Source organism: Kitasatospora sp. NBC_01266, assembly GCF_036242395.1.
Taxonomy (GTDB): Bacteria; Actinomycetota; Actinomycetes; order Streptomycetales; family Streptomycetaceae; genus Kitasatospora.
On record NZ_CP108458.1, the window covers coordinates 360,326 to 384,269 of the forward strand.

Here is a 23,944-nt window from a genome sequence, read left to right on the forward strand (position 1 = left end):
GTCGGAGCGTCCAGGTCAGTGGGGCTGGAGCGCGCCGGTCGCGGTGAGAGAGACGGAGGCCTGCCACCAGCCGAACGTCCCGCAGGGGCCGTGTTCCTGGTGGTGGACCATGCGCACCCGGCGGCTCACCTGGAGCACCTGCCGCCCGCCCTGGTCCGCGCTGACCGTCACCGTCACCGTGCGGTCGGGGTGTCCCCCGACGGGGAGCGGGAACGTACCGGGTCGGATCGTGGCGCCGGACAGCGTCTCGCAGGAGGCGTCGACGCAGGCGCGCGGAGTCGCCTGCGGGTGCCCGGGCAGCCAGGCCGAGACGTCCAGGAGGACCGAGGGTGCGGGTATCTCCGCTCCCGCGCAGGTGACCGTTCCGTTGAGCCCGGCGCAGCCGACGACCGCGCCCAGCACGGCGACCGCCGCGACGGCCGGCCCCGCCCCCCGATACCGCCTCATGTCCGCTCATTGAACCGGCGCCGGCGCCGCGACGTCAACGGCGCCGGGGAAACGGCCGCAGGACGGCCGACGGCGCGGGCGCCGGGTCGGACGTCCTGCCCCGAACGCCGCGCGTCAGGCGCCCGGGCCCGACTCGCCCTCGGTGCACACGATCTGGATCGTCAGATCGGCCGGCACCGACGGTGCCTTCTCACCCGACGCCAGCTCGCGCTTGCCGACCGCCACGATCCAGCCCGTGGCGTCGACGGTGGGCCGGCTCGCCAGCACGTCGGCCGGCGTCGTGTCCAGGGTGTGCCCTGCCCCGGCCGAGACGGTGAACCCACCGCTCAGGACGTTCTCGTCGGGCGGGCAGCTCAGCGTCCGCTCGGTGCCGTCGGCACCGTTCACAAGGACGTCCGAGCTGATCGCGTGCGGCTGCATGCTCCTCCTCGGGCCTGCCGCCGCGCTGCTTCCGGCGGTGACCACGAGCAGGGCGGCCGCTGCGGCCGCCGCCAGGCTGATGCGGGTGGTGCTGATCATCGAGGCGTTCCTTCCCCTGAGCGACTTTCGGGCCATTCCAGCATGGCCCTCCTCAACTCCACCGACCGACACGCAGCGTGATGGACGGTCAGCTGACCCACGGAGCAATCCGGACGCCGCAAAGCGTGTCCGCATGCGAACCGACTGGCCGGAGTGCTTCTCTGATCACCGTTAGCTACCATCCGTGCGGCGCCCGGGCCGCCATCGGCCCCTGCGCCCGATGCGAGGAGTTCCATGTCACGCAGGAGACTGTCAGCGACATTGGCGGCCGGCGCCGCCATCGCTCTCGCTCTGACCAGCTCAGCAGTACTGACCACACCCCTGTCGGACGTTCCCGCCTACGCCGCTGATCTGCCCGGCGGTTCGGGCGCGCTGCGGATCACTCCCGAGCAGCTGAACGCGGAGGTCCGGGCCGAGGAGGTGACGGCCTTCGGCCGGCCCGCCGCCGAGTCGATGGCCCGGGACCGGATCGGCCTGCGGGCCGTCGGCGAGTACCCGGACCCCGTGCGGACCCTGCGGTTCAAGTCCCTGACCGACTCGCAGGCCGCGCTCAACGCCAAGTTCCCCGACCTCGCGAAGTACGGCCGGTTCACCGACTACTTCAAGTCCCCGGACTTCGGCGCCCATATCGCCCTGCTGCCCACCGGCAAGGTGCTGCTCTTCTCCTTCGAGCGCATCGAGACCAACCCGCAGGTGGAACCGGCACCGACCCAGACCATCGGCAAGGAGAACGCCGGCCGCGCCTACCTGTGGGACCCGAGCCTGGGCACCGGACCGGACGCCTTCAAGGCCGTCCCGCCGCCCACCGTCAACCTGGACGACGGCAAGAACGAACCGCGTCCCGCACCGCTCTTCTGCGCGGGACACGCCTACCTGCCCAACGGCATGGTCGGGGTCTTCGGCGGCAACTTCGGCGGCAACAACGGCTCCGGGGCCAGGTTCTCGATGGTCTTCGACCCGTACCACGAGAAGTGGCTGGAGCAGCAGGACATGGCGGTCGGCCGGTGGTACCCCACCGTGGTCACCACCTCGGACGGCCGGCAGCTGATCATGTCGGGCCAGACCGAACTGGGCTGGGGCACCCCCACCCCGCTGGTCGAGCGCTTCCCGGTGAACACGTCCGACGTCCCGTACGGCGACAACTTCACCGCGAACAACCCGGTGTACCAGTGGCAGAAGGCGGACGCACCGTACCGGATGGACTACCCGCACCTGTTCGCGCTGAACGACGGCAAGGTCTACGGCTTCGGCCGCGACGCCGACCAGCAGTTCCTGTTCGACCCGGCCAAGGAGACCCGCACCGCGCTGCCCAACCGCCCGGACGGCGGCCTGCGGATGTACGGCTCGGCGGTCGCCCTGCCGAACGGCACCGCCGGACCGAACTCCGTGCTGGTGCTGGGCGGCAACCACGACGACAAGAACACCTACCGGTTCTCGGGCGGCCGCTGGAGCACGGACACACCGCGCGCCTTCGGCCGTGCCCAGGACGACACGCTCATCCTGCCGAACGGCCAACTGTTCACCGTCAACGGCTCCTACGGGATCCGCGACTACGGCTTCGGGGACTACAACCCCAACGCCGACCTGAAGTACCGTCAGACCGAGCTGCGCGCTCCGAACGGAACCTGGACGCTCGGCCCGGCCCAGCGGCTGCCGCGCGGCTACCACTCCAACGCGGTCCTGCTGCCGGACGGCCGGATCATGGTGACCGGTGACGAGCTCCAGCAGCTCGCCAGCAACCCGGACATCAAGAACCCGGACGCCAACGGCACCATCGAGATCTACGAGCCGCCGTACCTGTTCCAGGGTCCCCGCCCGGACCTGAACAGCGTCCCGAACAGCGCGGTCGGCTACAACCAGTACTTCCCGGTGGGCACCAGCTCCACCGGGATCAGCAAGGCCGTGCTGGTCGCGCCGATCACCTCGACCCACTCGGTGGACACCAGCCAGCGCTACATCGAGCTGCCGATCGCCAACACCGGCCGCAACCAGCTCCTGCTGAAGTCGCCGACGACGGCCGAGGCGGCCACGCCCGGCTACTACATGCTCTTCCTGCTCAACGACAAGGGCGTGCCCAGCATGGCCAAGTGGGTCCAGCTGGACCCGAACGCCTGACCTGCCACGCCCCCGGCCCCGGGTGGCCGCCGACCGGCGGCCCCCGGGGCTGTCCGGCTTCAGGCCTTCACGAACTCCAGGATGTCGTTGTTGAGTTCGGTGGCGTGGCTGACGTACAGGCCGTGGCCGCCGGTGGGGTACTCCCGGTAGGTGCAGCCGGGCAGCATCTCGGCGGTGCGGCGCCCGGTGACGTCGACCGGGGCGGAGAAGTCGGCGGCCCCGTGCACCACCAGGGCCGGCACGGTGATCCGGCGCAGCGCCTCGCGGTTGTCGGCGTAGAAGCACGCCTGCTGCATCTTCAGGCTGGCCCACGGCGCGGTGGACATGCACTGGCGGTAGGTGGTGTCGGCCTGTTCGACGGAGACGTCGTTGCCCAGGTGGGTGGCGAAGTACGCCTGGGTCTGCCGGGCCATCCACTTCCCCCGGTCGGTGCGGATCTGCTGGAAGAGGTTCTCGGCGATCTCCTCGGGGACGCCGCCGGGGTTGTCGTCGGTGAGCTTCATGAACGGCAGGATCGCGGCGAGGAACACCACGCGTGCCACCCGCGCGTTGCCGTGGCGGGCGACGTAGCGCGCGGCTTCGGCGCCACCGGTGGAGTGGCCGACCAGGGTGGCGTCGCGCAGGTCCAGGTGGTCGAGCAGCGCGGCCAGGTCCTCGGTGGTGGTGTCGATGTCGTAGCCGGTCGCCGGGCGGTCCGAACGGCCGTGGCCGCGGCGGTCGATCGCGATGCAGCGGTAGCCGCGATCGACGAAGAACGGGATCTGGTACTCCCACATGTCCGTGTTGAGCATCGCGCCGGCGATGAAGACGATCGGCTCGCCCGTCCCGTACTCCTCATAGGCGAGCCGGGTGCCGTCGTGGGTCTCGAAGAACATGGTGTCCCCTCCGTCTGCGGTTGAGCGCCTGCGTCTCGGCTCACTCGGATCTCGGATCGCTTGCGCAGCAACGACGTTAGGCGAGCGGACGGGCGGCGGCATCTGTCACGCATAGGTAGGGCAGCTGGGCGGCGCGGTCCGGGTGCCCGGCCGGTCAGCCGTTTCCGCAGGTCGGGCACGGCGCGCAGCGGTCGATCCGGACATCGTCGAGGACCGGTCCGGCCGGGCTGTTCGGTGTTGTGCTGGTGAAGGCGATGGTGGTGGTGGAGTTGGTGGCCTGGAAGGTGAACTGCCGGTTGACGTAACCCATGTTCGTGGACGTCTTGCCGGTGGTGTTGAAGGAGAAGTCCTGGAAGTCCTGCCCGTCGATGAGGGCGCTGCCGGTCTTGAGGGCCGGGGCGGCTCCGGGGTTGCCGGCCAGGGCGTAGGTGACGGTGTAGTCGGCGCCGGGGACGGTGGTGAAGGTCTGGGCCACCGCGCCGGGGCCGGCGCCGTTGAGGTCGACGGACTGGTCGCCTTCCGCCGCCTGCCAGAAGCCCGCGCCGATCAGGTCGACGGTTCCCGCCGTGACCTGCCACGGTCCGATGGTCTGCCCTGACGACAGTTCGTCGAAGCTGCCGGCGGTCGCCCTCTGGTACTCGAAGCTGCCGTCGTCGAAGCGGCTGACGGTCTGCGCCGAGGCCGTGGCCCCGAGGGCGGCGAGCAGGACAGCGGTGGCGGCGATGGCAGAGACACGCTTGGCGAACATGGATTTCCCTCCCGAATGACTTGGGCCACACCGAAGTTGTGTGTCCACGAATAAGATAGGCAGATCAGCGGGGGAGAAAAAGACTCCAACCGAAAGACGGATAATCACATCTCAAGCCACCCAGGCCAGACGTGGTGCGACGTGGTGGCCACGATGGAAGACTGACCCGATGGACAGACCGATGGCCGCGGACCGCAGGATGTCGTTCAACGCCGCCGCGAGCACCTACCAGCGAGGCCGGCCACCGTACCCGGCGGCGGTGTTCGACCTGCTGGCCGACCGCTGCGGGCTGCGGCCGGGTGCGCGGGTCCTCGACATCGGGGCCGGCACCGGCCTGGCGACCGGGCCGCTGCTGGCCGCCGGCGCCCAGGTGGTCGCGGTCGAACCGGGCGAGCAACTGGCCGCGATCCTCACCGCCACCCACGCGTGCGACCGCCTCGAGGTCACCATCGCCGACTTCGAGACCGCCGACCTCACGGGCGGATTCGACCTGGCGGTGGCGGCGACGGCGCTGCACTGGCTCGACCCGGTCACCTCGACGGGGAAGATCGGCGAACTGGTCCGGCCGGGCGGGTGGCTGGCCGCGTGGTGGACCGAATTCGGCGACACCCGCCGGCCGACCCCGTTCCGCGACCGGCTCGATGACGTGTACCGCGACCTGCTGCCCGCCGAACCCGGCTACCGGGACAGCCGATCACACGTCCTGGACACCGACCGGTGGCGGCGGCAGTTGACCGCCGGCGGCCGGTTCGGCGACGTCGCCGTCGAGGTCATCAGCTGGCACCAGACCCTGACCGCGCAGAGCGCCCGCGACCTGTGGTCGACGTTCCCGAACATCGCCGAACTCGCCCCACCCGCCCGCGAGCAGTTCCTGACCCGGCTCGCCTCGATCATCGACGAGCTGGGCGGCCAGGTCGACGACCCGCGCCTGACGGTCCTCTACACCGCCGCCCGCACCACCGCGTGACGGCCTGGCAACCGGTCGCCCGGACGAGGCGGCTCACACCTGTGCCATGCCGCCGTCCGCGAAGAGTTCGACGCCGGTGATGAAGCTGGAGGCGTCGCTGGAGAGGAAGACCGCGGCCTTGCCCATCTCGCGCGGGTCGGCGATCCGTCCGCTCGGGTTGCCCTCACCCATGGTCCGGACGGCGGCGTCGACGTGGTCGGCTCCCTGGGCCATCGCCAGCGCGCTGCGCAGCGAGTCGGTGTCGACCGCGCCGGGGCTGAGGATGTTCATTCGGATGCCCGATCCCTTGGTGTCCTGGATCCAGGCCCGGATGAAGTTGCGCACCGCGGCCTTCGAGCCGCCGTACAGGCTCATCCCGCGCGGCGGCTGGATGGATGCCGTGGAGCCGATGATGACGACGGTGCCGCCCGGCGGCAGCAGCGCGAGCGCGGGCTGAACGGTGAACAGGACGCCCTTGGCGTTGACGTTGAAGGTCCGGTCGAACTGCTCCTCGGTGATCGCGCCGAGCGGGGCGTGCGCGCCGATCCCCGCGTTGGCCACGACCGCGTCGAGTCGCCCGTGGCGTTCCTTCACCTGTCGGTAGGCGGCCTCCATGTCCGCGAGCCTGGTGACGTCGGCCACGATCCCCGAGCAGTTGGGCCCGATCGCCGCGACCGCCTCATCGAGCGCCTCCCGGTGCAGGTCGGTGATGACCACGCGGGCGCCGTTGGCGACGAACTCCTGGGCGATGCCCAGGCCGACCCCGGACGCGCCGCCCGTGATGACGGCGATCTTTCCTTCGAGCGAGAGACTCATCTTCTTCTCCTGTGGGTGAGCGCATTGCCAGGTGCCGCGTTCGCGGCGGGAATGTGGGACGGAGGCACGCACGCGCTCGTGTGCGGCGGATGCGTGCGGGTGCCCTAGAGTGGAAGTGGAGGCGCCTCCAGTTCCGTGAACTGTAAGTGGAGGCGTCGCCGGTTAGCAAGCCGGGACGACAGGAGACCGCGGATGGCCACCGAGACAGGGCGCCCGCTACGGGCCGACGCGCAGCGCAACCGGGACAAGATCCTCTCGGCCGCGGTGCGCGTCTTCGCCGAAGAGGGACTGGAAGCGCACCTGGAGCGCATCGCCAAGGAGGCCGGCGTCGGCTCCGGCACGCTCTACCGCAACTTCCCCACCCGGGAGGTCCTCATCGAGGCCGCCTACCGCAACGAGCTGATCCGGCTCTGCGACGCCGCCCCCGACCTGCTGGCCGCGCTGGCCCCGCGGGCGGCCCTGCGCGCCTGGACGGGCCGCTTCCTCGACTACGCGACCGCCAAGCTCGGCATGGCCGACGCCCTGCGCGCCCTCGTCGAATCCGGCGTCAACCCCTATGCCCAGAGCCACGAGATGATGATGGCCGCCCTGACCTCGCTGCTGGCCGCCGGCGTCGAAGCCGGCACCATCCGCTCCGACATCGGCGCCACCGACATGTTCGCCGCCCTCACCGGCATCGCCCTCACCTCGGGAAAGCCGGAACAGCGAGAGCAGGCCGAACGCCTCCTCGACCTCACCCTGGACGGCCTGCGCACCGACCGGCGCTGACCGGCGGCGCAGCAGCGAGGGGTGCTCCGGGTCGACCGCACCCGGGGCACCCCCGTCCGTCAGGACCGCCGCCGACTCAGCCGCCGGCCCCGGTGTCCCCGTGGTCGCAGGCGGTGCCGTCGTGGTTGGTGTCCAGTCCCAGCCGGTCGCGGCCGTGCACGGCCAGCGGCGGGTAGCCGTGCGCGAGCAGCCAGCGGCAGCCGGCGCCCGGGGCGGTGCCCGCCGCGGGCGGGAAGGTCCACGGGACGCAGACGTTGATGTCGCCGTAGGCGTGGTCGCAGCCGTCAGCGGTGGCCGGGACGGGTGTACTGGCGGTCTGCGGCGCCGCCTGCTTCACCGGGGCGTTCAGGCCCTGGGCGAAGTCCATCACGTGCGGGGCGGGCCGCTGCCGCTGCACCGCGACCGGCGGCACCGGCCGGGACTGGGCACTGGTGGTGGGCAGCGTCAGGGCCAGGGCCAGGCCGGCGGCGACGGTGCCCAGTGCCACCGCGACGGTCAGCCGGCCGGCGCCCCGGCGGCGCGGGGTCCTCGTACTCACACGGTTCTCCTTGGGGAAAGGGGATGTGACGATCCGTCACATCAGGTGGATCCACTGCGCCACCGAGGGCACGCCGTTCGCGTTGACCGTGAAGAGCATGTAGTAGCCGGGCGGCGCGAGGTTCGGGTTGCTGGTCACGTTGAGGTTGACGCTGCCGTCCCCGTTGACGCTCAGCGGCAGGTCGACGAAGCGCTGGTTGGGGTCGGAGGAGTGCGTGACGGCGGCCGGGCGGATCAGCTCGGCGCGCACGATCGGCGCGTCCACCGTGATGTGCTGGCTGGAGCCGTAGGACCACATGGTGTTGGCGACGCTGGTGATCTGCGGGCGTGCGCCCTGGTAGAGGTAGGGCGGGGTGTAGAGCGAGACGTGCATGTCGAAGCTGCCGTTGCCCGGGTTGTCGCCCACCGTCATCACCCGGCCGTCGGGCAGCAGGAAGGAAGCGGAGTGGTAGGTGCGCGGGATCGGGTCGGTGGCCATCCCGGGCGTGAAGGTGTTGGTGGCCGGGTCGAACATCGAGGCCTCGAAGACCGGGTCGGCCCGGTTGTGCAGGCCGCCGTTGGTCTCGAAGACCCGGCCGTTGGGGAGCAGCACGGTGGAGACGTACATCTTGCCCTGGGTGGCGGACTCGGTGCTGCCGTCGGCCAGCTTTCCCTGCGGCAGCAGCGGACCCGGCGTGTAGGCGGGGCTGGCGGCCTTGAGGTCGATCAGGTCGGTCTGCCGGCCGGCGTCCACGTTGGTGACGATGTTGCCGCCGCCCACGGTGAGCACCCGCTGGTCCTGGGCGGGCGGCAGCATGACGCTCATCGACTGGTCGCGGGTGTCCTTGCTCTGCAGCCCGGGGACGTCGGTGATGGTGTTGGCGTCGTAGTCGTAGATCGAGGCGCCCGTGCCGGGGGTGCCGTTGCCGAAGACGTGGCTGCCGGTGTAGAAGAGCCGCCCGTCCTGCATCAGCACCATCGAGGGGTACAGGCCCCAGAAGTTCCAGCTCTGGTGCACCTTCCAGGTCGGCTGCCAGCTCTGCGCGGCGGCGGAGTACAGCTCGGTGGTGACGCTGCCGCTGGAGTCCCCGCGCAGGCCGCCGAAGCTGATGATGTCGCCGTCGCCCATCTCGGTGGCCGAGGGGTACCAGTGCCCGTCGTTCATGTCGTTGGTGCGGGTGTAGGTCTGGGTCGCCGGGTCGAAGACGTACCCGGTGTCGAGCCCCTCGTAGCCGTGGCTGGCGTCGGCGGCGGGGTAGGACTTGGTGCCGCCCACGATCAGCACCCGGCCGTCCGGGAGTTGCACATGGCCGGAGCAGAACATGTCGGCGGGCGTCGGGATCTGGCTGAAGGTGCCGTTGGACGGGTCGTAGACGGCCGAGCTGAAGGTGCCGGCGGCGAAGGCCATCGGGTCGTTGCCGGAGCCGGCCATCAGCAGCACCTTGCCGTTGTGCAGCACGATGGCGTGCATGCTGCGCACCGGGTTCAGGAACGGCAGCACCTGCCAGGAGCCGGCGGTGCAGGCGTTGCCGGCCGTGCAGGCGGTGCCGGTGGCCGGGACGGTGGCGTCCGCCATGGTGTAGTCGTCGGTGGTCAGCGTGCCGTTGCCGTAGACCGTGACGCCCCAGCTGATCTGGTCGGTGTGCGGCGGGATGACCGGGGTGCGCACGCTGGTGTGGGTGTAGGTCGCGGTGACCGGCAGGGTCTCCAGGTCGGTCCAGTACTGCCAGCCGCCGGCGATGTCGTGCCGGAAGGCGGTGACCACGGTGTTGGGCGTCGTGGTGGTGTACCAGAGGCCCAGGTCGTACTGGTGGTCCGGGGTCACCGAGGGCGCGCAGGACGGGTTCTCCACCATCATCGCCTTGCGGTCGCCGGTGGTGACGCCGGCGACGGTGATCCGCATGGCGTTGGCGCCGCTGTGCGAGTCGGAGGTGACGGAGTAGTTCACGGTGCCGTTGCCCCAGCCGGACTGCTCCCAGCAGACCGGGAACCCGTTGGCGTCCAGCGCCTCGAGTCCGGGGTTGACCAGCAGGTTGGCGCCGGCCCAGGCCGGTTGCGCGCCGACCATCAGCGCCAGCAGCGCGAGCACCGCGGCGTAGATCGGCACGGCTCGGGGTCGGGGGGTGCGTGTCACAGGCGGGCTCCTCCAGGGGTCGGGGGTGGGTGACTTCCCTACGGTTGGGCGTCCTTGGCGATCCGGCGGACCTCGATCCGGTCCGCCGCCGAGTCGCCGAAGGAGGCCAGGACGGTGGAGTGGGCGAGCGCCGCGCGGACGGTGGGCAGGTCGTTCGGGTCCTGGCGCAGCGCGGGGGTCGAGACGATGTAGTCGAGGCTGCGCCAGCCCTGCGGCAGCGTGCGGGCGACGGCCGGGTCGAGGTCGACCTTGTAGAACCAGATCACCCCGGTGCCCGGTGCGAAGCCGTCGCGCACCAGGTCCAGCCAGAGCGCGTCGTCCACGGTGATCCGGGTGTGCGCCGGATCGGGGACGTTGGCGCGGATCCACCGGGCGGCGGCGTCGTACGGTGCGTTGGCGCGGGCGGTGAGCGCGGTGCGGTCCCCCGCGTACCAGCGCGGCACCGTCCAGCCGGCCGCGAGCACGGCGGCCAGCGCGACGACGGCCCAGCGCACCGGGCGCAGCCCGACCCTCGGCAGGCCGTGCAGCGCCAGGCGCACGCCGTGCTGGGCGGCCCCAGCCAGGGCGAGCGCCAGGAAGGGCAGCGCCTGGATCACGTACATCGCCGGCAGGTAGCCGGCGCCTGGCCGCAGCAGCACGGCGGCCAGCAGCAGCACGGCCAGCGCGGGGGCGCGCAGGCGGCGCGAGCAGAGCAGCGGCGGGGTGACGGCCAGGCCGCCGACGATCAGCACCCGGTCGTAGTAGAGCCAGGAGTCCAGCACCTGGCGGGAGCCCGAGCCGGGCGTCAGCACCGAGCCGGAGCCCGCCCGTTGGAGTTGGAAGAGCAGCCCGCCGAGCAGCGAGACATGGCCCGGGCCCGGGATCAGCTCGCCCTTGATGGCGGCGTACAGCGGATAGCCGAGGCCCACCAGGGCCAGCGCGGTGCCGAACCCGACCAGCGAGAACTTCCGGGTGGTCCGGTCGCAGTGCTGCCACAGCAGCAGCACCACCGCGGGCAGCAGCACCGCGACGGTCTCCTTGGAGAGCACCGCGACCCCGGCGCACAGGCCCGCCGCGACGTGGTGCCACAGGTGCTTGCGCGGGGAGGCGGCCAGCACGAAGGCCGCGAGTATCCAGAGCACCGCGAAGTTGTCCAGGAACAGTTCGCGCTGCAGGCCGACCGCGAGCGGGCTCAGTCCGAACAGCAGCACGGCGAGCGCGGCGGACCAGCGGGGCAGGCCGAGCCGGCGGGCCAGCAGGTGCAGCAGCAGGGCGCTGGCCGCGGTGACCGGGAGCATCGCGACGCGCAGTTCGGCGGTGAAGACGTGCGCCGGGGAGGCGAGGAGGCCGGGCAGCCAGGAGAGCACGGCCAACTGCATCCAGCCGAGCGGCGGGTGGTCGTACCAGTAGGTGTAGGGCGCCAGTCCGTGGTGGTGCTGGACGGCCCAGGCCTGGGCGAGGTAGGTCCCCTCGTCGTCGCTGACGGTGGGGAACCCGGTGATGTTCCAGGCCTGCACCGCGAGGACGGCGGCCGTGACGGCGAGGGCGAGCCACCCGTCCGGGCCGAGCCGGCGCAGGGAGCGCAGCGGGCGCTTCAGGAGGGGCGGCCGGATCTCCGGTGGGGTGATCGGCGCGCGGGAGGCCGTGCCCAGAAGCGCGGTCAAGGGTTCTTCCTTCTCAAGGGATGGCCGGCGGGCGAAAGGGAGTTCGAAAAGCCGGGCACGGCATCTGCGGCATCGTTCGGCCCCGGACGAATCGGCGCGCGGACGATCCGCCGTACCCGCACCGTGGAATTCCCCGGGGGCCGGCCGCGGCGGATTTCTCCGCGGGCGTCAGCCCAGATGCGCGCCGACGTGTCTGGTCAGCTCCCAGCCGTGGTCCCCGCGGTGCTCGCGCCAGACCGCGCGCAGCGCCGCGCCCGCCAGTACCACCTGGTAGAGCGGTCCGCCGGCGATCAGCTTGACGTAGTGCCAGGGGCGCACCCGCAGTCCGTACTGCAGGCCGAAGTCGTGCAGGGCGACGGCCTCGAAGGCGAAGGTGGCCAGCGCGGGGACGGCCGGGACGAAGGAGAAGAGCGCCACCGAGACCGGCAGCTTGACGGTGAGCGCGAGCAGCAGGTCGATCGGGATCACCACACCCGAGAACGCTTGCAGGAAGGGCGTGGTGAGGGTCCAGCGGGCCAGCAGCCGCTGGCGCAGCGAGGGCAGCCGCTGCCACTCCTTCTTGCGGTAGACCTGCAGGAAGCCCTGGTTCCAGCGGGTGCGCTGCTTGAGCAGGCCGAGGAGGGTGTCGGGGGTCTCCTCCCGGGTCACCATCGAGGAGTCGTAGGCGACCACCACCTTGGCGCCCCGGCTGGACAGCCGGACGCCCAGGTCGCAGTCCTCGGCCAGGCAGTTCTGGTCCCAGCCGCCCGCCGCGCGCAGCACCTCGGTGCGGACGAAGACGGTGTTGCCGCCGAGCGGGATGAAGCCCTGGCTGGCGTGCAGGTGCAGCCGGCTGCGGAACCAGAAGAAGTACTCCAGGCAGTTGCGCAGGCTGTACCAGCTGGAGTGGAAGTTGATCAGCTGGACGCCGCCCTGCACCACGGCGGCGCCGCTGGCCCGGAAGGCGTGGTCGACGTGGCCGAGCAGTTCGGGATGGACCTGGTCCTCGGCGTCGAAGACGCCCACCACCTCGCCCCGGCAGTGCGGCAGCGCGGTGTTCAGGGCCTTCGGCTTGTTCTTGACCTCGTGGGTGTCGGTGATCACCCGCACCCGCCCGGGCGCGTACTCGGCCATCCGGGCCGCCACCGCGGCGGTCAGCGGGTCGTCATGGCCGACGATGACGAGGATCTCGTAGTCGGTGTGGCTGGATTCCAGCAGCCGTTTGACCGTGTGCTCCAGCACCTGCTGCTCGTGCCGGGCGGGCACCAGCAGCGAGAACCCCAGGCCGCAGAGACCGTCCGCGGCCCCGAAACTCGTACCGGCCAGGGTCTCCGGCGTTCGCCAGGCGTGCAGCATCCACCAGAGGGTGAGCGCCGCCATCCAGAACAGGGTCCCGGAAACCACGATCATGAATAAGGAACTCAGCACCTTCCCCCCAGCCGCCAGCCACCGATGCCCACCCCGGACCGGTTCTGCTCTCCACCGAGATTAGATACCTTTGACCAAGGCTTGGTGGCGGTTTCCACGAATATTGTCCGGTTACTTGCGCACGGCCCGTTGGTGCGGAGGATCGCCTCCGCACCAACGGAGTTGACGCTCTGTCACCGGGCGGCCGAGGCCGGCTCACGCACCATGAACACGTCCACCGAGTCCTCGGTCTCGAGCGTGAACCCGTGCCGCTCGTACAACCGCCGGGCCGCACTGCCCTGCAGCACGTTCAGCCGGACCCAGGTGCCGTCCCGGTCGCACCGCTCCAGCAGCAGGCGCAGCACGGCCCCGCCGATGCCGCTGCCCTGAAGGTGCGGGGCCAGGTAGAAGTGCTCCAGCCAGTGGGCGTCCCCGGCCGGCCGCAGCGACACGCAGCCGGCGAACCGGCCGGCCACCTCGATCACCCAGGTGTGCGCCGGCACGAACCCGTCCCGCAGTCGCCGGCGCACCCGCTGCTCGTCATACCGTCCGAGCCGCTCCAGATCCGGCCGCAGCACCACGGCCCGCAACTCGGCCACCGCCTCGACGTCCGCCGCCGAAGCCTGCCGTATCTCCCAGTCCACCATGATCGCCAGGCTACTGTGCCGGGTTCCTCCCGCTCTCACGTCATCCGCAGGCGGGGCAGGGCGTGGGGGTGCTCCTCGCGCAGGTAGGTGATCAGCTTCTCCCTGACCAGGCAGCGCAGCGCGAAGGCGTCGCCGGCATCGCGGGCGGTCATCAGCGCGCGGACCACGATCGTGGACGGCGTGGTGTCCACGACCTGGAGGGCGCTGCCCTCACCGTCCCAGAGGTCGGTGTCGGCCAGCAGCTTGTCGAACTCGGCGCGCAGCGCGTCCACCGGCGTGCTGTGGTCGAGGTGCAGCAGGGCCGTGCCGGTGATCCGGCTGTCGTTGCGGCTCCAGTTCTCGAACGGCCGGCCCGCGAAGTACGAGACCGGCATGACGATCCGCCGCTGGTCCCAGGTCGCCACGACCACATAGGTGAGGGTGATCTCCTCGACGGTGCCCCATTCGCCGGCGACCACGACGGTGTCGCCGATCCGCACCATGTCGCCGAAGGCCATCTGGATCCCGGCGAACACGTTGCCCAGCGTGCTCTGCGCGGCCACCCCCGCGATCACACCGATCAGGCCGGCCGAGGCCAGCAGGCTCGTGCCCAGGGTTCGCACGGCGGGAAACGTCATCAGCATGGCGCCCAGCGTGATCACGGCGATCGCCGCCTGGCTGACCCGGCGCAGCATGCCCGCCTGGGTGCGCGCCCGCCGCAGCTGGCTCGCGTCCCGGCGGCGCACCGAGAACCGCACGCTGGTGTCGATCAGGAACGCGACCAGCCGGGCCGCCAGCCAGGCGCACGCCGCCAGGCAGAGCAGGACGAGCGCGTGGCGGATCATCCCCTCCGGCACCGGGGGGAACGCCGCCCAGCCCTCGCCCGCGAGCATCAGGCTGGAACCGACGGTGAGGATGAACGGCCTGCGGCAGCGGTGCAGCAGGGACAGCGGCGCGCTCTCGGGGCGTCTTGCGGCCAGGCGGCGGGCGAGCACCTCCGCGGTCCGGTTGATGACGAACGCCACCAGCATCGCGCAGACCGCTACCGCGGCGATCCGCAGCAGGCTCCAGGCAGTCACGGCGAGATCTCCTAACCTCCGGGCGCGTTCGCGGGTCGGCCGCCGCCGGCCGACTCGCGAACGTGCCTGGGCTCGTCTGCCCGTCGAGGCGGGGAGCATGCCTGCCGATGAGCCCAGCCGCGCGTGGGCGGCTCGCGGTCAGCGGGCGGCTCGCGCTCCCGTGGTGCTGAACGCGAAGACTCCCTCGGGGAACGCGCCGTTCGCCGCGGAGACGGCGCTCAGCCGCGCGGCGATCTCACCGAGGCGGGCGAGTGCCGCTTCGCCGAGGTGGCGGTAGGGGGCCTCGGCCAGCCGGTCGGTGCGGTCCTCGATCTCCTGGCGCACCTGCCGGCCCGCGTCGGTCAGGGCGCCGTCGGCGTCCAGCAGGCCGCGTCCGCGCAGCCGGTCCTCGGCGGCGCTCCACTCCTCGTCGCTCCAGCCGCGGGTGGACCTGGCCATCGCCGGGAGGAATCCCCTGCCGGTGGCGGTGTGCGTCACCAGTGCTTCGAGGCCGTCGAGTTCGGCGTCGAGCAGGGCGGCGAGGTGACCGTCGCCGCGGTGCTCGCGCAGCAGGGTGATGGCGTGCCAGAGCGCGAGATGCGGCTCGGTCGGCACCGGCAGCTCGGCGTGCGCCGCGTAGAGCGGGCGGCCCGCCGCGGTGCACGCCTCGGCGGCCCGCAGCGCCAGCTCGGCCGCCTCGCGGACCTCGGCGCCGGCCATGGTCTCCGCTCCGAGTGTGCGCTGCTGGGCGGCCTCGACCGCGCGCAGCCGCGCGGCGAGCACCGCGTCCGGGGTCGCGAGGTCCCACGCGCGCGGCAGGTAGCGGGCGATCAGGGCGGGGCTGAAGTTGTAGAAGGTGGCGGCCACCGTGCCCGCGCCCACCCGCCCCATGGCCGCCGAGCGGCCCGCGAAGTAGCTCATGGACCCTCGGGAGAGGCCGAGGGAGTGGAACTCCGCCTCGGCCTCCGGCGCGAAGTAGATCATCGAGTGCAGCGGGTTGAGCGCGTTGTAGCAGTGCCTACCGGTGAGTAGCGTCATGGCGGCACCGTACGCGATCGAAGCGGGTGCGACCAGCTTCCCCGGGGCCGGCGCCCGCTCGGTGCCGATGGTCTCCAGGAGGGGTAACGGGACCTGGCCGTCGAAGAGTTCCCGGAGCCGCTGTCGCACCCGCCCGCCATTGCGTAAGCTGTGGCTCCGGAGATTGCCTCTTACTGTGGGGGGACTTGGTGATTTCACAACTGGTCAGGACCTGGGTGACCGGCTGGGCCGTTTCGCGGCGCACTCCTCGGCCCGTCGAGCTGCCCTGGGGCCTCTATCTCGACATCGGCCGCCCGGCCCAGCTCGGCCGCCATGTGCTGCCCGAGGCCGAGGAGTTGGCGGTGCGTGCCGCCGCCGGCTCGGTGACGGTGCCGAACACCTGGATCACGCTGCCGATGGAGCCGCGGGAGGTGGCGCCCTGGCTGCCCCGCGGCTGGGTGGCCGACCAGGAGGAGTCGGGCCATCTGATGGCCACCGACCTGCTGGCCACCCACCCGGCGACACCCGAGGGCTACACCGCGTCGGCGCGGATCGAGGACCGCGTCCTGTACGTCGAACTGTGCGACGCGGTCGGCGCGCCCGCGGCCAGAGGGCAGTTGGCCCTGCTCGGTGAGGCCGTGGTCATCGACCGGGTGGTCACCGAGCAGGCGCACCGCCGCCGCGGACTGGGGAGTTTCGTGATGCGCACGCTCGCCGACCGCGCCGTGGCCGAGGGCGCCACGCTCGGCGTCCTGGGCGCGACCGACGAGGGCCGCGCGCTGTACGAGACCCTGGGTTGGAAGCGGTACAGCGCGCTGGCGGACTGCATCTACCGCCCGTAGGCGACGACTTGAGCCCGGCCTACTTGGACTCGATCCGTCCGCTCGGGTCGGGTCCGGCCGCCAGCGCGTCACACGCCGCCTGCCAGGCGGCGTCCCCGGGGTAGAGCTCGCTGCGCAGGTAGGCCCAGGTGAGCCGCTGGAGCAGCGCGACGCGCTCGGGGTTCTCGTCCGTGGTCTCGGCGACGTCGTATCCGGATACTCCGCCGAGCCCGTGCCCCGCGCCGAACAGGGTGAGCAGCGACTTGGGGCCCGGGGCGAGCAGGTACGGATCGGCGTGCCAGTCCGCGCCCCGGACCGTCAGGTGGGCGGAGGTGTCCTGGTCGCCGGCGACCACCAGCGCGGGTGTCGCCATCCCGGTGAAGTCCGTGGTCAGGAGGAACGGAAGACCCTGGGCCACGGACTCGTTGAGGGCGTCGCCGCCCCGGCCGGGCGCGGCGAGCAGCACCCCCGCCTTGATCCGGGGCTCGGCCAGGTCCACCCGCGTACCGTCCTCGGGATCGGTGAGCCGGGCGCCCAGCAGCAGGCTCGCGGTGTGCCCGCCCATCGAGTGCCCGGCCACCGCGACCCTGTCCCGATCCAGCCGCCCGCGCAGCTGCGGGACGGCGGCCTCGATCACGTCGAGCCCATCGAGGATGCGGGTCATGTCCTCGGCCCGCGATCGCCAGTACATCGGCGCCCCGGGGGTGTCCGGAGCCAGGCTCAGGGTCGTGGAGCTCAGATGGGTCGGCTGGAGCACGGCAAAGCCGTGTGCCGCCCAGAAGTTGGCGAGCGGGGCGTAACCGTCCAGCGAGGAGAGGTGGTTGGAGTAGCCCTGGCCGTGCGAGAGGAGGATGACCGGCAGCTCGCTCCCGGTCACGGGCACGGAGACCCGCAGGTGCAGGTCCACGGCCCGGCCGGGCGCCGGCAGCACGACCGGACTGACCGACAGGACGGGAGCGGGTGAGCCGAAGGCGTCGGCCGGGTAGGGCGATTCACTCATGACGCGTACTTCCCTTCGATGGCCGCTGCCGCCGACCTGGTGCGGTCGGCGGCGGGCGGGCGGCCGGGAGCGGCCGCCCGGGGCGCGGCGAAAGCGGAGCGTTGTTCCATTTACGATACGGAGCACTGTTCCGCTTTGTCAACGACCATCGGAGCAGCGGGCGGCGCCATCGGCTCAGCTACGGCGGGCGGCGGCGCCATCAGCACGGCGGCCGCGGGTGGCGGCCAGGCCCTGCCACCGCCGCGCGATGTCCGCCGTGCCGACGGGCAGGTCGAACTGGTCCAGGATCCGCATGACGATGTGGTCCACCAGGTCGCCGATGCCGTTCGGGATGTCGTAGAAGGCCGGCATCGGGGGGACGATGCGCACGCCCATCCGGGAGAGGGCGAGCATGTTCTCCAGGTGGATCTCGCTGAGCGGTGTCTCCCGGGGCACCAGGACCAGCGGGCGCCACTCCTTGAGCGTCACGTCGGCCGCGCGGGCGATCAGGTTGTCGGCCATGCCGTGCCGTACGGCCGCCAGCGTCTTCATGCTGCACGGGACCACGGCCATGCCCGCGACCGGATAGGAGCCGGACGAGATGGTGGCGCCCAGGTCGCCGAACTTGTGGGTGATGTCGGCGAGTTCGGCGAACTGGCGGGTGCTGTAGGGCGTCTCCGTCTCGATCGTGGAGCGGGCCCAGGTGCTCAGCACGAGATGGGTCTGGACCTGCGGCACCTCCCGCAGGACCTGCAGCAGGCGCAGGGCGATCGGGGCCCCGGTGGCGCCGGTGACCGCGACGATCAGGCGGGTGGGAGTGGGGAATGCGGCTGTCACGGTGTGCTCCTGGTGCGGTGCGGCGAGGAAGGACGGGTGGCGAGAGGGCGCGCCGCCCTCTCGCCACCGGTGGTCAGCGCGACAGGACAGCCGCCCAGCGCCCGCGCAGCTCCTCGCGGGTCGCCTCGTCGAAGCGGTTTGCTGCCGGGTACCGGTCCTTCCACGCGAACGGCTTGCACGCGTCGATCAGCACGATGCCCATCGACAGGTCGCCGGCGGCGCGCTTGTCGGGCGACAGCCGCGGATCGATGGCGGTGGTGGGCGCGCGCAGGACCTGGATCGACTCGGACGGGTCGACCCGGGTGAACACCGCCCACAGCACGTGGTTGATGTCGGTGATGTCGATGTCCTCGTCCACCACGACGAAGTACCGCTCCATCCCGCCGGTGCGCTTGCGCCCGGCCGCCGCCAGCAGCGCGTGCATGGCGTCCCCGGCGCCGGTCTGCGCGATGGAGACGACCATCAGGAGCTGGCGGGCGTAGGCCCACACGCCCTTGACGTGCTGCACGCCGGCGGCCTCCAGGTGGTCCCAGGTCACCGAGGCCGAGTAGAGCGGGACGGCCTGGTCGCCGGCCGGCACGGTCGGGAGCATCGGCGGGGCACCCAGGATGATCGGGTCGTCGCGGTGCAGGATCCGGTCGACCCGCACCACGGTCTCCGGTCCCGAGTGCGTGTAGTAGCCGGTCCACTCCCCGAAGGGGCCCTCCATGGCGGACTCCTCCGCCAGCGGCGGCAGCTCGCCCTCGATCACGATCTCCGCGTACGCCGGGACCGGCAGCTCGCTGCCCGGTGCGTACAGGACCTCGACGCCCTGCCCGCGCAGTCCGCCGGCCAGGTCGTACTCCGACACCCCGGACGGTGCGGCGATCGCCGCGGCGGTCGACAGGATCGGGTCCTGGCCCACCACCACCGCGATCGGGCAGTTGCGGCCGCGCGCCCAGTACTTCTCGGCGATCGCCTTGGCGTGCCGGTTGCCGAGCATCCACAGCGACAGCCGGTCCCGGCCCTGGACGCAGGCCCGGTAGGTGCCGACGTTGACCCAACCGCTGTCGGGGTCACGGGTGATGACCATGCAGGCGGTGCCGATGTAGCGGCCGCCGTCACCCTCGTGCCAGCGCGGCGCGGGAAAGATCCCGAGGTCCACGTCGGCACCGACCAGGACGTTCTCCAGGATCGGGCCGGTGGCGACCCGCACCGGCGGGATCGGCTCGATCCGCCGGCTCAGGTCCTTCCAGGCCCGCACGATGTCGAGCTTGGGCGTGTCGGGCGGCAGCCCGAGGGCCACCGCGGTCCGGGCGGCCGTTCCCATGAAGTTGGTGAACACCCGGTACCCCGCCGGGAATCCGGGGATGTTGTCGAACAGCAGGGCGGGACCTTCCCGCTCCGCCATCAGTTCGGTGATGCCTCCGATGTCCAGATCCCGGTCGGCGCCGTCGATCCGGCGGATCTCGTCCTTCCCGAGGGTCTCGGTCAGCTGGTCGATGTAGTGCCGGAGATCACGGAATGCGCTCATCTGCCGTCGGGGAGGCGGGCGTTCTGCCCGCGCCTCCCCTCCTCCTTCCTGGACGGTGGCGGCCGCACCGAGGGGCCGGCCGCCGGGGATCGCAGGCCGGCGCGGCGGGTGGCCGCGCCGGCTGCAACACCGAGGATCCGGAGCTGCCCGGACGGGCGCAACGAGTGCGCGCGCGCCCGCCGGATACCGCGCGGGATAGGGTCGGGACGCGTGGAATCCCTCGATCTCCAACTCGTTCACGCCCTGCAGATCGACGGGCGCGCGCCGCTGCGCCGGATCGCCTCGGTACTCGGCGTCTCCGAGCAACTGGTCGCCCGCCGCTACACCAGACTCTGCGAGACGGCCGGACTGCGCGTCATCGGCCGGCTCAATCCCCGGCCGGTCGGGCAGAGCGTGTGGGCGCTGCGGCTGCAGTGCCTCCCCGGCGCCTCGCTCGGCCTGGCCCGCACGCTGGCCGAGCGGGAGGACACGCGCTGGGTCCAACTCGCCTCCGGCGCCACCGAGATCATCTGCCATCTCACGGTGCACCGCGACCAGGCCCAGGACGCGCCGGTGCGGCTGCTCGGCAGCCTCCCGGGAGTCACCTCGATCACCGCGCACCGGCTGCTGAGGCTCTTCAAGGGCGGCCCGACCACCTGGGGCACCCTCACCTCCGCGCTGGACCAGGAGCAGCGGGACGCGCTCGCCCCCGGATTCCCGCCGCCCGACGCCCGGTCGGCCCCGGTGGAGCTCACCGGTCTCGACCACGTCCTGCTCGCCGCGCTGACCCGCGACGGCCGTGCGACGCATGCCGCGCTGGCCGCCGAGGCCCGCTGCCACGAGTCGACGGTGCGCCGCCGGATCGCGCACCTGCGCGCGGCCGGCGCGCTCTTCTTCGCCCTGGACGTCGACGAACGCCTGCTCGGTGACCCGGCCGCCACCGCGCTGTGGATGTCGGTGCGGCCCTCACAGCTCGCCGCCGCCGGCGCCGCCCTGGCCGGGCACCCCGAAGTCGCCTACGCCGCCGCCACCACGGGGCGCACCAACCTGCGCGCCGCCGTCCTGTGCCCCGACGACGAGTACCTCTACAGCTACCTCACCGACCGCCTGGGCGCCCTGCCGGGGGTGGACGCGATCGAGACCGTCCCGATCGTCCGCACCCTCAAGCGGGTGGGCGCCGTCACCCGCCGCCCGAACCGGCCGCGTCAGCTCCCCGCTGGACCGAACCCGGCGGGATGAGCCGCGTTTGCGTCGCCCGTTCGCGGTGAGACGACCACCGAGGCCGTCAACCGGCCCCGCACGTCTCCCCCCTCGTGCGGCGGCCGGTTCCCGGAAGCGGCCTCGGGCAACCGCCCCGGGCCCGGTGACCTCACCCCGGCCCGGGGCGCGTCCGCCGTCCGGTCGCCCGGCGGCGCCCGCCCGACTTCCAGCGTCCGAACGGCCGCTCAGCCGCACCGCCCCGGGAGGTGCCGGGCGAGCGGCGCCGACCGAAGGAGCTCTCCATGACGAACGTGGCACGGCTGCCCGGGGCCTTCGAGCAGTACTGGGACTGGCAGTCGCACGCTGCCTGCCGGGAGGCGGACAGCGGCCTGTTCTTCCACCCGCCCGGCGAGCGCAACCCCGCCCATGACGACCGCGACGCGGCCGCCAAGGCGGTCTGCGCGCGCTGCCCCGTCCGCGTGGCCTGCCTGGACCACGCGCTGCGGACCCGGGAGCCCTACGGCGTCTGGGGCGGCCTGAGCGAGGAGGAGCGGGCCGCCGCCCTGCGCGTACGGCGGCGGGGCCTGGCGGCCCGCTCGCGGATCGCGGCCTGACCGCGCCTGTCCCCCGCCCTCGGTGCCGGTGTCCCGCCCGCCGGGGCCCGGGGCCGGGGTCAGCCTCGGCCGAGCGCCGCGTCGCCCTCGGGGACGGCGCTCAGCGGCGGGGCCAGCGACTCCAGGCTGCGGCGCTCGGCCCGCACGCCGATCGCCGCCTCCACGCAGCCGGCCAGCGTCATCAGCGCCGCGCCGATGCAGAAGGCGAGCGTGGTGTCCCCGGTGCTGCCGCTGCTCACCAGACCGTTGAAGAGCAGCGGTCCGCTGATCCCGCCGATCGCCGTGCCGACCGCGTAGAAGAGCGCGATGCACAGCGCCCGGGTCTCCAGCGGGAAGATCTCGCTGACCGTCAGGTAGGCCGCGCTGGCGCCCGCGGAGGCCAGGAAGAGCACGGCCGTCCAGCACACCGTCATGGTCACCGCGCTGAGCAGGCCCTGATCGAACAGGAACGCGGTGCCGAACAGCAGCAGCCCCGAGCCGATGTAGCTGCCGGCGATCATCGGTTTGCGGCCCACCGAGTCGAAGAGGTGGCCCAGCAGCAGCGGTCCGAGGAAGTTCCCGACCGCGATCACCGCGAAGTAGTACCCGGTGCTCCCGTCGGGGACGTGGAAGAAGGTCGACAGGATCACCGCATACCCGAAGGTCACCGAGTTGTAGAGGAACGCCTGCCCGATGAAGAGCGCCAGGCCGAGCATGGTCCGCCGCGGATAGTCGCGGGTCACGGTGCGGGCCAGCGTGACGAAGCCGACCGGCCCGCGGGGCCGGATCAGGATGCTGCCCGACGGCTCGGGCAGCGGCTGCCCGCTCTGCCGGGACACCGTCCGCTCAGCCTCGGCGACCACCCGTTCGGCCTCCTCGGGATCACCGTGGGTGAAGAGCCAGCGGGGGCTCTCCGGCACGTGGCGGCGGACCAGCAGGATCACCAGGCCGAGGACGACGCCGATGGCGAACGCCAGCCGCCAGCCCACGTCGGTCGCGAACAGCGCCGTGTTCAGCAGCGCGATGGAGGCGAACGCGCCGATGGCCGCGCCGATCCAGAAGCTGCCGTTGATGACCAGGTCGATCCGGCCCCGGACCCGGGCCGGGATCAGTTCGTCGATCGCCGAGTTGATCGCCGCGTACTCGCCGCCGATGCCGAAGCCCGTGAAGAACCGGCAGACGAAGAAGAACCAGGCCGTCCAGGACAGCACGGTCACCGCGGTGGCGGCCAGGTAGACGACCAGCGTGACCATGAACAGCTTCTTGCGGCCGAGCCGGTCGGTCAGCCAGCCGAAGAAGAGCGCGCCGCAGCACGCCCCGGCCACGTACAGGGCCGCCGCGACGGTGGTGACCTGGGTGGTGCTGATGCTGATACCGCTGCCCGACTGGGCCAGTCGCCCGGCGATGTTGCCGACGACGGTCACCTCCAGACCGTCGAGGATCCACACGGTGCCGAGCCCGATCACGATCCGCCAGTGCCAGCGCGACCAGGGCAGTCGGTCCAGCCGGGCCGGCACGTCGGTCCGGATCAGGCCGTCCGCCCCCGGTTCCGCCCGCCGCCGCGCCGGTCGCGCGTCGGCGGCGGATCGGTGGGCCGGTGGAGTGTGCTCGGCGGGTGGGGTGTGCTCGGTCATGACGACCTCCCGAACGTCCGTCACCGAGCGGCTCCGCTCGGTGCCCGGCGTCTGCCCCGCATGCTCGAACGCACTCCCTGCCTGGTCATCGCGGCTGCCGGTGCGCCGCTGCCCGCGTTCGGCGGTCGGACCGAGCGTAAACGCGCCGCCGTGGGCCTGCCTCGCCACCAGGGCCCGGGAACACCCTCGGACCACACGCTGCCCGCCTCGGCCGGCCGGTGCGCACCGGACCACAGGCATCCACCGCGCACTCGCGGGGCAGACGAGGACCAGCGCGACCACCGGAGTGACAAGGACTGATGAGTGTGAGCGACTTGCGGGCCACCCACCGGCCTCTGCTGCCCGGACTGCCGGCGCACGGGCAGCTCCGCCGGCTCGCCCTCGGCGGCGCTCCCGGCACCGTCCGCCACTGCCGCGCCTTCACCCGCCTGGCGCTGCACGACTGGGGCTGGCTGCCCACCGAGGAGCCGGAGCGGCAGGCCCACGCTGACGACGTGCTGCTGATCGTCTCCGAACTGGTCACCAACGCCTGTCGCCACGCCGGCGGCGGCGAGCTGTTCGGCGTGCGGGGCACCGTCGGGCTGCTGCGGATCGAGGTCGCCGACCACGAGCCGGCGCCGCCCGCGCTCCGCCGCCCGCAGCCGGGCGCCGCCGCCGGCGGCTACGGTCTGCGCACCGTCGCGCTGCTGGCCGACCGCTGGGGCAGCACCCCGCACACCGACCGGCCCGGCAAGACGGTCTGGGCCGAGTTCGACCTGCCGCGCGCCTGACCCA

Annotated in this window: 23 protein-coding genes; 7 read left to right on the forward strand and 16 right to left on the reverse strand. The window is 72.2% G+C overall.

Going from position 1 to position 23,944, the window contains the following annotated elements; genetic code table 11:
- Nucleotides 1–15: 15 nt before the first annotated feature.
- Nucleotides 16–447 carry a hypothetical protein gene (locus tag OG403_RS01585; protein WP_329560755.1) on the reverse strand — a complete coding sequence of 144 codons (432 nt, stop codon included), beginning with the start codon at nucleotides 445–447 and terminating at the stop codon, nucleotides 16–18.
- Nucleotides 448–561: 114 nt separating this feature from the next.
- Nucleotides 562–966, reverse strand: a complete 405-nt coding sequence (locus OG403_RS01590) for a hypothetical protein (RefSeq protein ID WP_329560756.1) — start codon at nucleotides 964–966, stop codon at nucleotides 562–564.
- 234 nt (nucleotides 967–1,200) lie between these two features.
- On the opposite strand from OG403_RS01590, the gene OG403_RS01595 reads away from it, so the two are divergent.
- On the forward strand, nucleotides 1,201–3,081 hold the full coding sequence (locus OG403_RS01595; RefSeq protein ID WP_329560758.1) for a galactose oxidase early set domain-containing protein: 1,881 nt from the start codon (nucleotides 1,201–1,203) through the stop codon (nucleotides 3,079–3,081).
- Between the two features lie 59 nt (nucleotides 3,082–3,140).
- Here OG403_RS01595 and OG403_RS01600 read toward each other — a convergent pair whose 3' ends face one another.
- Both OG403_RS01600 and OG403_RS01605 read right to left on the reverse strand, forming a co-directional pair.
- Nucleotides 3,141–3,956: an alpha/beta fold hydrolase gene (locus OG403_RS01600; protein WP_329560760.1), complete on the reverse strand. Its 816-nt coding sequence runs from the start codon at nucleotides 3,954–3,956 to the stop codon at nucleotides 3,141–3,143.
- Between the two features lie 154 nt (nucleotides 3,957–4,110).
- A complete protein-coding gene (locus OG403_RS01605) occupies nucleotides 4,111–4,704 on the reverse strand; it encodes a choice-of-anchor C family protein (RefSeq protein ID WP_329560761.1) in 594 nt (197 codons plus the stop codon).
- A 169-nt stretch (nucleotides 4,705–4,873) separates the two neighbouring features.
- Here OG403_RS01605 and OG403_RS01610 point away from each other — a divergent pair, with 169 nt between their 5' ends.
- Entirely contained in the window at nucleotides 4,874–5,671 is a 798-nt protein-coding gene (locus tag OG403_RS01610; RefSeq protein ID WP_329560763.1) for a class I SAM-dependent methyltransferase, read from the forward strand.
- 33 nt (nucleotides 5,672–5,704) lie between these two features.
- Here the strand turns inward: OG403_RS01610 and OG403_RS01615 are convergent, their stop codons facing one another.
- Nucleotides 5,705–6,466 (reverse strand): SDR family NAD(P)-dependent oxidoreductase, encoded by a 762-nt coding sequence (locus tag OG403_RS01615; protein WP_329560764.1) that lies wholly within the window; start codon nucleotides 6,464–6,466, stop codon nucleotides 5,705–5,707.
- 192 nt (nucleotides 6,467–6,658) lie between these two features.
- Between OG403_RS01615 and OG403_RS01620 the strand changes: the two genes are divergently transcribed.
- On the forward strand, nucleotides 6,659–7,234 hold the full coding sequence (locus tag OG403_RS01620; protein WP_329560765.1) for a TetR/AcrR family transcriptional regulator: 576 nt from the start codon (nucleotides 6,659–6,661) through the stop codon (nucleotides 7,232–7,234).
- A 76-nt stretch (nucleotides 7,235–7,310) separates the two neighbouring features.
- On the opposite strand, the gene OG403_RS01625 is transcribed toward OG403_RS01620, so the two are convergent.
- The 7 genes from OG403_RS01625 to OG403_RS01655 form a co-directional block, all read right to left on the reverse strand.
- Nucleotides 7,311–7,772: a hypothetical protein gene (locus OG403_RS01625; RefSeq protein ID WP_329560767.1), complete on the reverse strand. Its 462-nt coding sequence runs from the start codon at nucleotides 7,770–7,772 to the stop codon at nucleotides 7,311–7,313.
- Nucleotides 7,773–7,808: 36 nt separating this feature from the next.
- The gene (locus OG403_RS01630; RefSeq protein ID WP_329572045.1) at nucleotides 7,809–9,818 is read right to left on the reverse strand and encodes a galactose oxidase early set domain-containing protein; all 2,010 of its coding nucleotides are present in this window, start codon (nucleotides 9,816–9,818) and stop codon (nucleotides 7,809–7,811) included.
- Nucleotides 9,819–9,922: 104 nt separating this feature from the next.
- Nucleotides 9,923–11,527 (reverse strand): ArnT family glycosyltransferase, encoded by a 1,605-nt coding sequence (locus OG403_RS01635; RefSeq protein WP_442910847.1) that lies wholly within the window; start codon nucleotides 11,525–11,527, stop codon nucleotides 9,923–9,925.
- Nucleotides 11,528–11,695: 168 nt separating this feature from the next.
- Nucleotides 11,696–12,886 carry a glycosyltransferase gene (locus OG403_RS01640; RefSeq protein WP_329560768.1) on the reverse strand — a complete coding sequence of 397 codons (1,191 nt, stop codon included), beginning with the start codon at nucleotides 12,884–12,886 and terminating at the stop codon, nucleotides 11,696–11,698.
- A gap of 221 nt (nucleotides 12,887–13,107) precedes the next feature.
- Nucleotides 13,108–13,560 (reverse strand): GNAT family N-acetyltransferase, encoded by a 453-nt coding sequence (locus OG403_RS01645; protein ID WP_329560769.1) that lies wholly within the window; start codon nucleotides 13,558–13,560, stop codon nucleotides 13,108–13,110.
- 35 nt (nucleotides 13,561–13,595) lie between these two features.
- Complete coding sequence (locus tag OG403_RS01650; protein ID WP_329560770.1) at nucleotides 13,596–14,618, reverse strand: mechanosensitive ion channel family protein; 1,023 nt, start codon at nucleotides 14,616–14,618, stop codon at nucleotides 13,596–13,598.
- A 138-nt stretch (nucleotides 14,619–14,756) separates the two neighbouring features.
- Nucleotides 14,757–15,635 (reverse strand): SCO6745 family protein, encoded by an 879-nt coding sequence (locus OG403_RS01655; RefSeq protein WP_329572049.1) that lies wholly within the window; start codon nucleotides 15,633–15,635, stop codon nucleotides 14,757–14,759.
- Between the two features lie 188 nt (nucleotides 15,636–15,823).
- On the opposite strand from OG403_RS01655, the gene OG403_RS01660 reads away from it, so the two are divergent.
- Nucleotides 15,824–16,456, forward strand: a complete 633-nt coding sequence (locus OG403_RS01660) for a GNAT family N-acetyltransferase (RefSeq protein ID WP_329572051.1) — start codon at nucleotides 15,824–15,826, stop codon at nucleotides 16,454–16,456.
- A 19-nt stretch (nucleotides 16,457–16,475) separates the two neighbouring features.
- Here OG403_RS01660 and OG403_RS01665 read toward each other — a convergent pair whose 3' ends face one another.
- The 3 genes from OG403_RS01665 to OG403_RS01675 all read right to left on the reverse strand — a co-directional run bounded on the left by OG403_RS01665 (nucleotide 16,476) and on the right by OG403_RS01675 (nucleotide 19,764).
- A complete protein-coding gene (locus OG403_RS01665) occupies nucleotides 16,476–17,435 on the reverse strand; it encodes an alpha/beta hydrolase family protein (RefSeq protein ID WP_329560772.1) in 960 nt (319 codons plus the stop codon).
- Between the two features lie 174 nt (nucleotides 17,436–17,609).
- Nucleotides 17,610–18,251 carry a UbiX family flavin prenyltransferase gene (locus OG403_RS01670; RefSeq protein WP_329560773.1) on the reverse strand — a complete coding sequence of 214 codons (642 nt, stop codon included), beginning with the start codon at nucleotides 18,249–18,251 and terminating at the stop codon, nucleotides 17,610–17,612.
- Nucleotides 18,252–18,324: 73 nt separating this feature from the next.
- A complete protein-coding gene (locus tag OG403_RS01675) occupies nucleotides 18,325–19,764 on the reverse strand; it encodes a UbiD family decarboxylase (protein ID WP_329560774.1) in 1,440 nt (479 codons plus the stop codon).
- Nucleotides 19,765–19,974: 210 nt separating this feature from the next.
- Here OG403_RS01675 and OG403_RS01680 point away from each other — a divergent pair, with 210 nt between their 5' ends.
- Complete coding sequence (locus tag OG403_RS01680; RefSeq protein ID WP_329560777.1) at nucleotides 19,975–20,982, forward strand: Lrp/AsnC family transcriptional regulator; 1,008 nt, start codon at nucleotides 19,975–19,977, stop codon at nucleotides 20,980–20,982.
- Nucleotides 20,983–21,245: 263 nt separating this feature from the next.
- The gene (locus OG403_RS01685; RefSeq protein WP_329560779.1) at nucleotides 21,246–21,557 is read left to right on the forward strand and encodes a WhiB family transcriptional regulator; all 312 of its coding nucleotides are present in this window, start codon (nucleotides 21,246–21,248) and stop codon (nucleotides 21,555–21,557) included.
- A gap of 59 nt (nucleotides 21,558–21,616) precedes the next feature.
- Here the strand turns inward: OG403_RS01685 and OG403_RS01690 are convergent, their stop codons facing one another.
- Complete coding sequence (locus OG403_RS01690) at nucleotides 21,617–23,170, reverse strand: MFS transporter (RefSeq protein WP_329560781.1); 1,554 nt, start codon at nucleotides 23,168–23,170, stop codon at nucleotides 21,617–21,619.
- Between the two features lie 299 nt (nucleotides 23,171–23,469).
- On the opposite strand from OG403_RS01690, the gene OG403_RS01695 reads away from it, so the two are divergent.
- A complete protein-coding gene (locus tag OG403_RS01695) occupies nucleotides 23,470–23,940 on the forward strand; it encodes an ATP-binding protein (protein WP_329560783.1) in 471 nt (156 codons plus the stop codon).
- Nucleotides 23,941–23,944 lie beyond the last annotated feature (4 nt).

Bases quoted from the DNA above. Each gene is read 5' to 3' on its own strand.
- OG403_RS01585 (WP_329560755.1), bottom strand. From the start codon at position 447: ATGAGGCGGTATCGGGGGGCGGGGCCGGCCGTCGCGGCGGTCGCCGTG.
- OG403_RS01590 (WP_329560756.1), bottom strand. From the start codon at position 966: ATGATCAGCACCACCCGCATCAGCCTGGCGGCGGCCGCAGCGGCCGCC.
- OG403_RS01595 (WP_329560758.1), top strand. From the start codon at position 1,201: ATGTCACGCAGGAGACTGTCAGCGACATTGGCGGCCGGCGCCGCCATC.
- OG403_RS01600 (WP_329560760.1), bottom strand. From the start codon at position 3,956: ATGTTCTTCGAGACCCACGACGGCACCCGGCTCGCCTATGAGGAGTAC.
- OG403_RS01605 (WP_329560761.1), bottom strand. From the start codon at position 4,704: ATGTTCGCCAAGCGTGTCTCTGCCATCGCCGCCACCGCTGTCCTGCTC.
- OG403_RS01610 (WP_329560763.1), top strand. From the start codon at position 4,874: ATGGACAGACCGATGGCCGCGGACCGCAGGATGTCGTTCAACGCCGCC.
- OG403_RS01615 (WP_329560764.1), bottom strand. From the start codon at position 6,466: ATGAGTCTCTCGCTCGAAGGAAAGATCGCCGTCATCACGGGCGGCGCG.
- OG403_RS01620 (WP_329560765.1), top strand. From the start codon at position 6,659: ATGGCCACCGAGACAGGGCGCCCGCTACGGGCCGACGCGCAGCGCAAC.
- OG403_RS01630 (WP_329572045.1), bottom strand. From the start codon at position 9,818: ATGGTCGGCGCGCAACCGGCCTGGGCCGGCGCCAACCTGCTGGTCAAC.
- OG403_RS01640 (WP_329560768.1), bottom strand. From the start codon at position 12,886: ATGGCGGCGCTCACCCTCTGGTGGATGCTGCACGCCTGGCGAACGCCG.
- OG403_RS01645 (WP_329560769.1), bottom strand. From the start codon at position 13,560: ATGGTGGACTGGGAGATACGGCAGGCTTCGGCGGCGGACGTCGAGGCG.
- OG403_RS01655 (WP_329572049.1), bottom strand. From the start codon at position 15,635: ATGACGCTACTCACCGGTAGGCACTGCTACAACGCGCTCAACCCGCTG.
- OG403_RS01665 (WP_329560772.1), bottom strand. From the start codon at position 17,435: ATGAGTGAATCGCCCTACCCGGCCGACGCCTTCGGCTCACCCGCTCCC.
- OG403_RS01675 (WP_329560774.1), bottom strand. From the start codon at position 19,764: ATGAGCGCATTCCGTGATCTCCGGCACTACATCGACCAGCTGACCGAG.
- OG403_RS01685 (WP_329560779.1), top strand. From the start codon at position 21,246: ATGACGAACGTGGCACGGCTGCCCGGGGCCTTCGAGCAGTACTGGGAC.
- OG403_RS01690 (WP_329560781.1), bottom strand. From the start codon at position 23,170: ATGACCGAGCACACCCCACCCGCCGAGCACACTCCACCGGCCCACCGA.
- OG403_RS01695 (WP_329560783.1), top strand. From the start codon at position 23,470: ATGAGTGTGAGCGACTTGCGGGCCACCCACCGGCCTCTGCTGCCCGGA.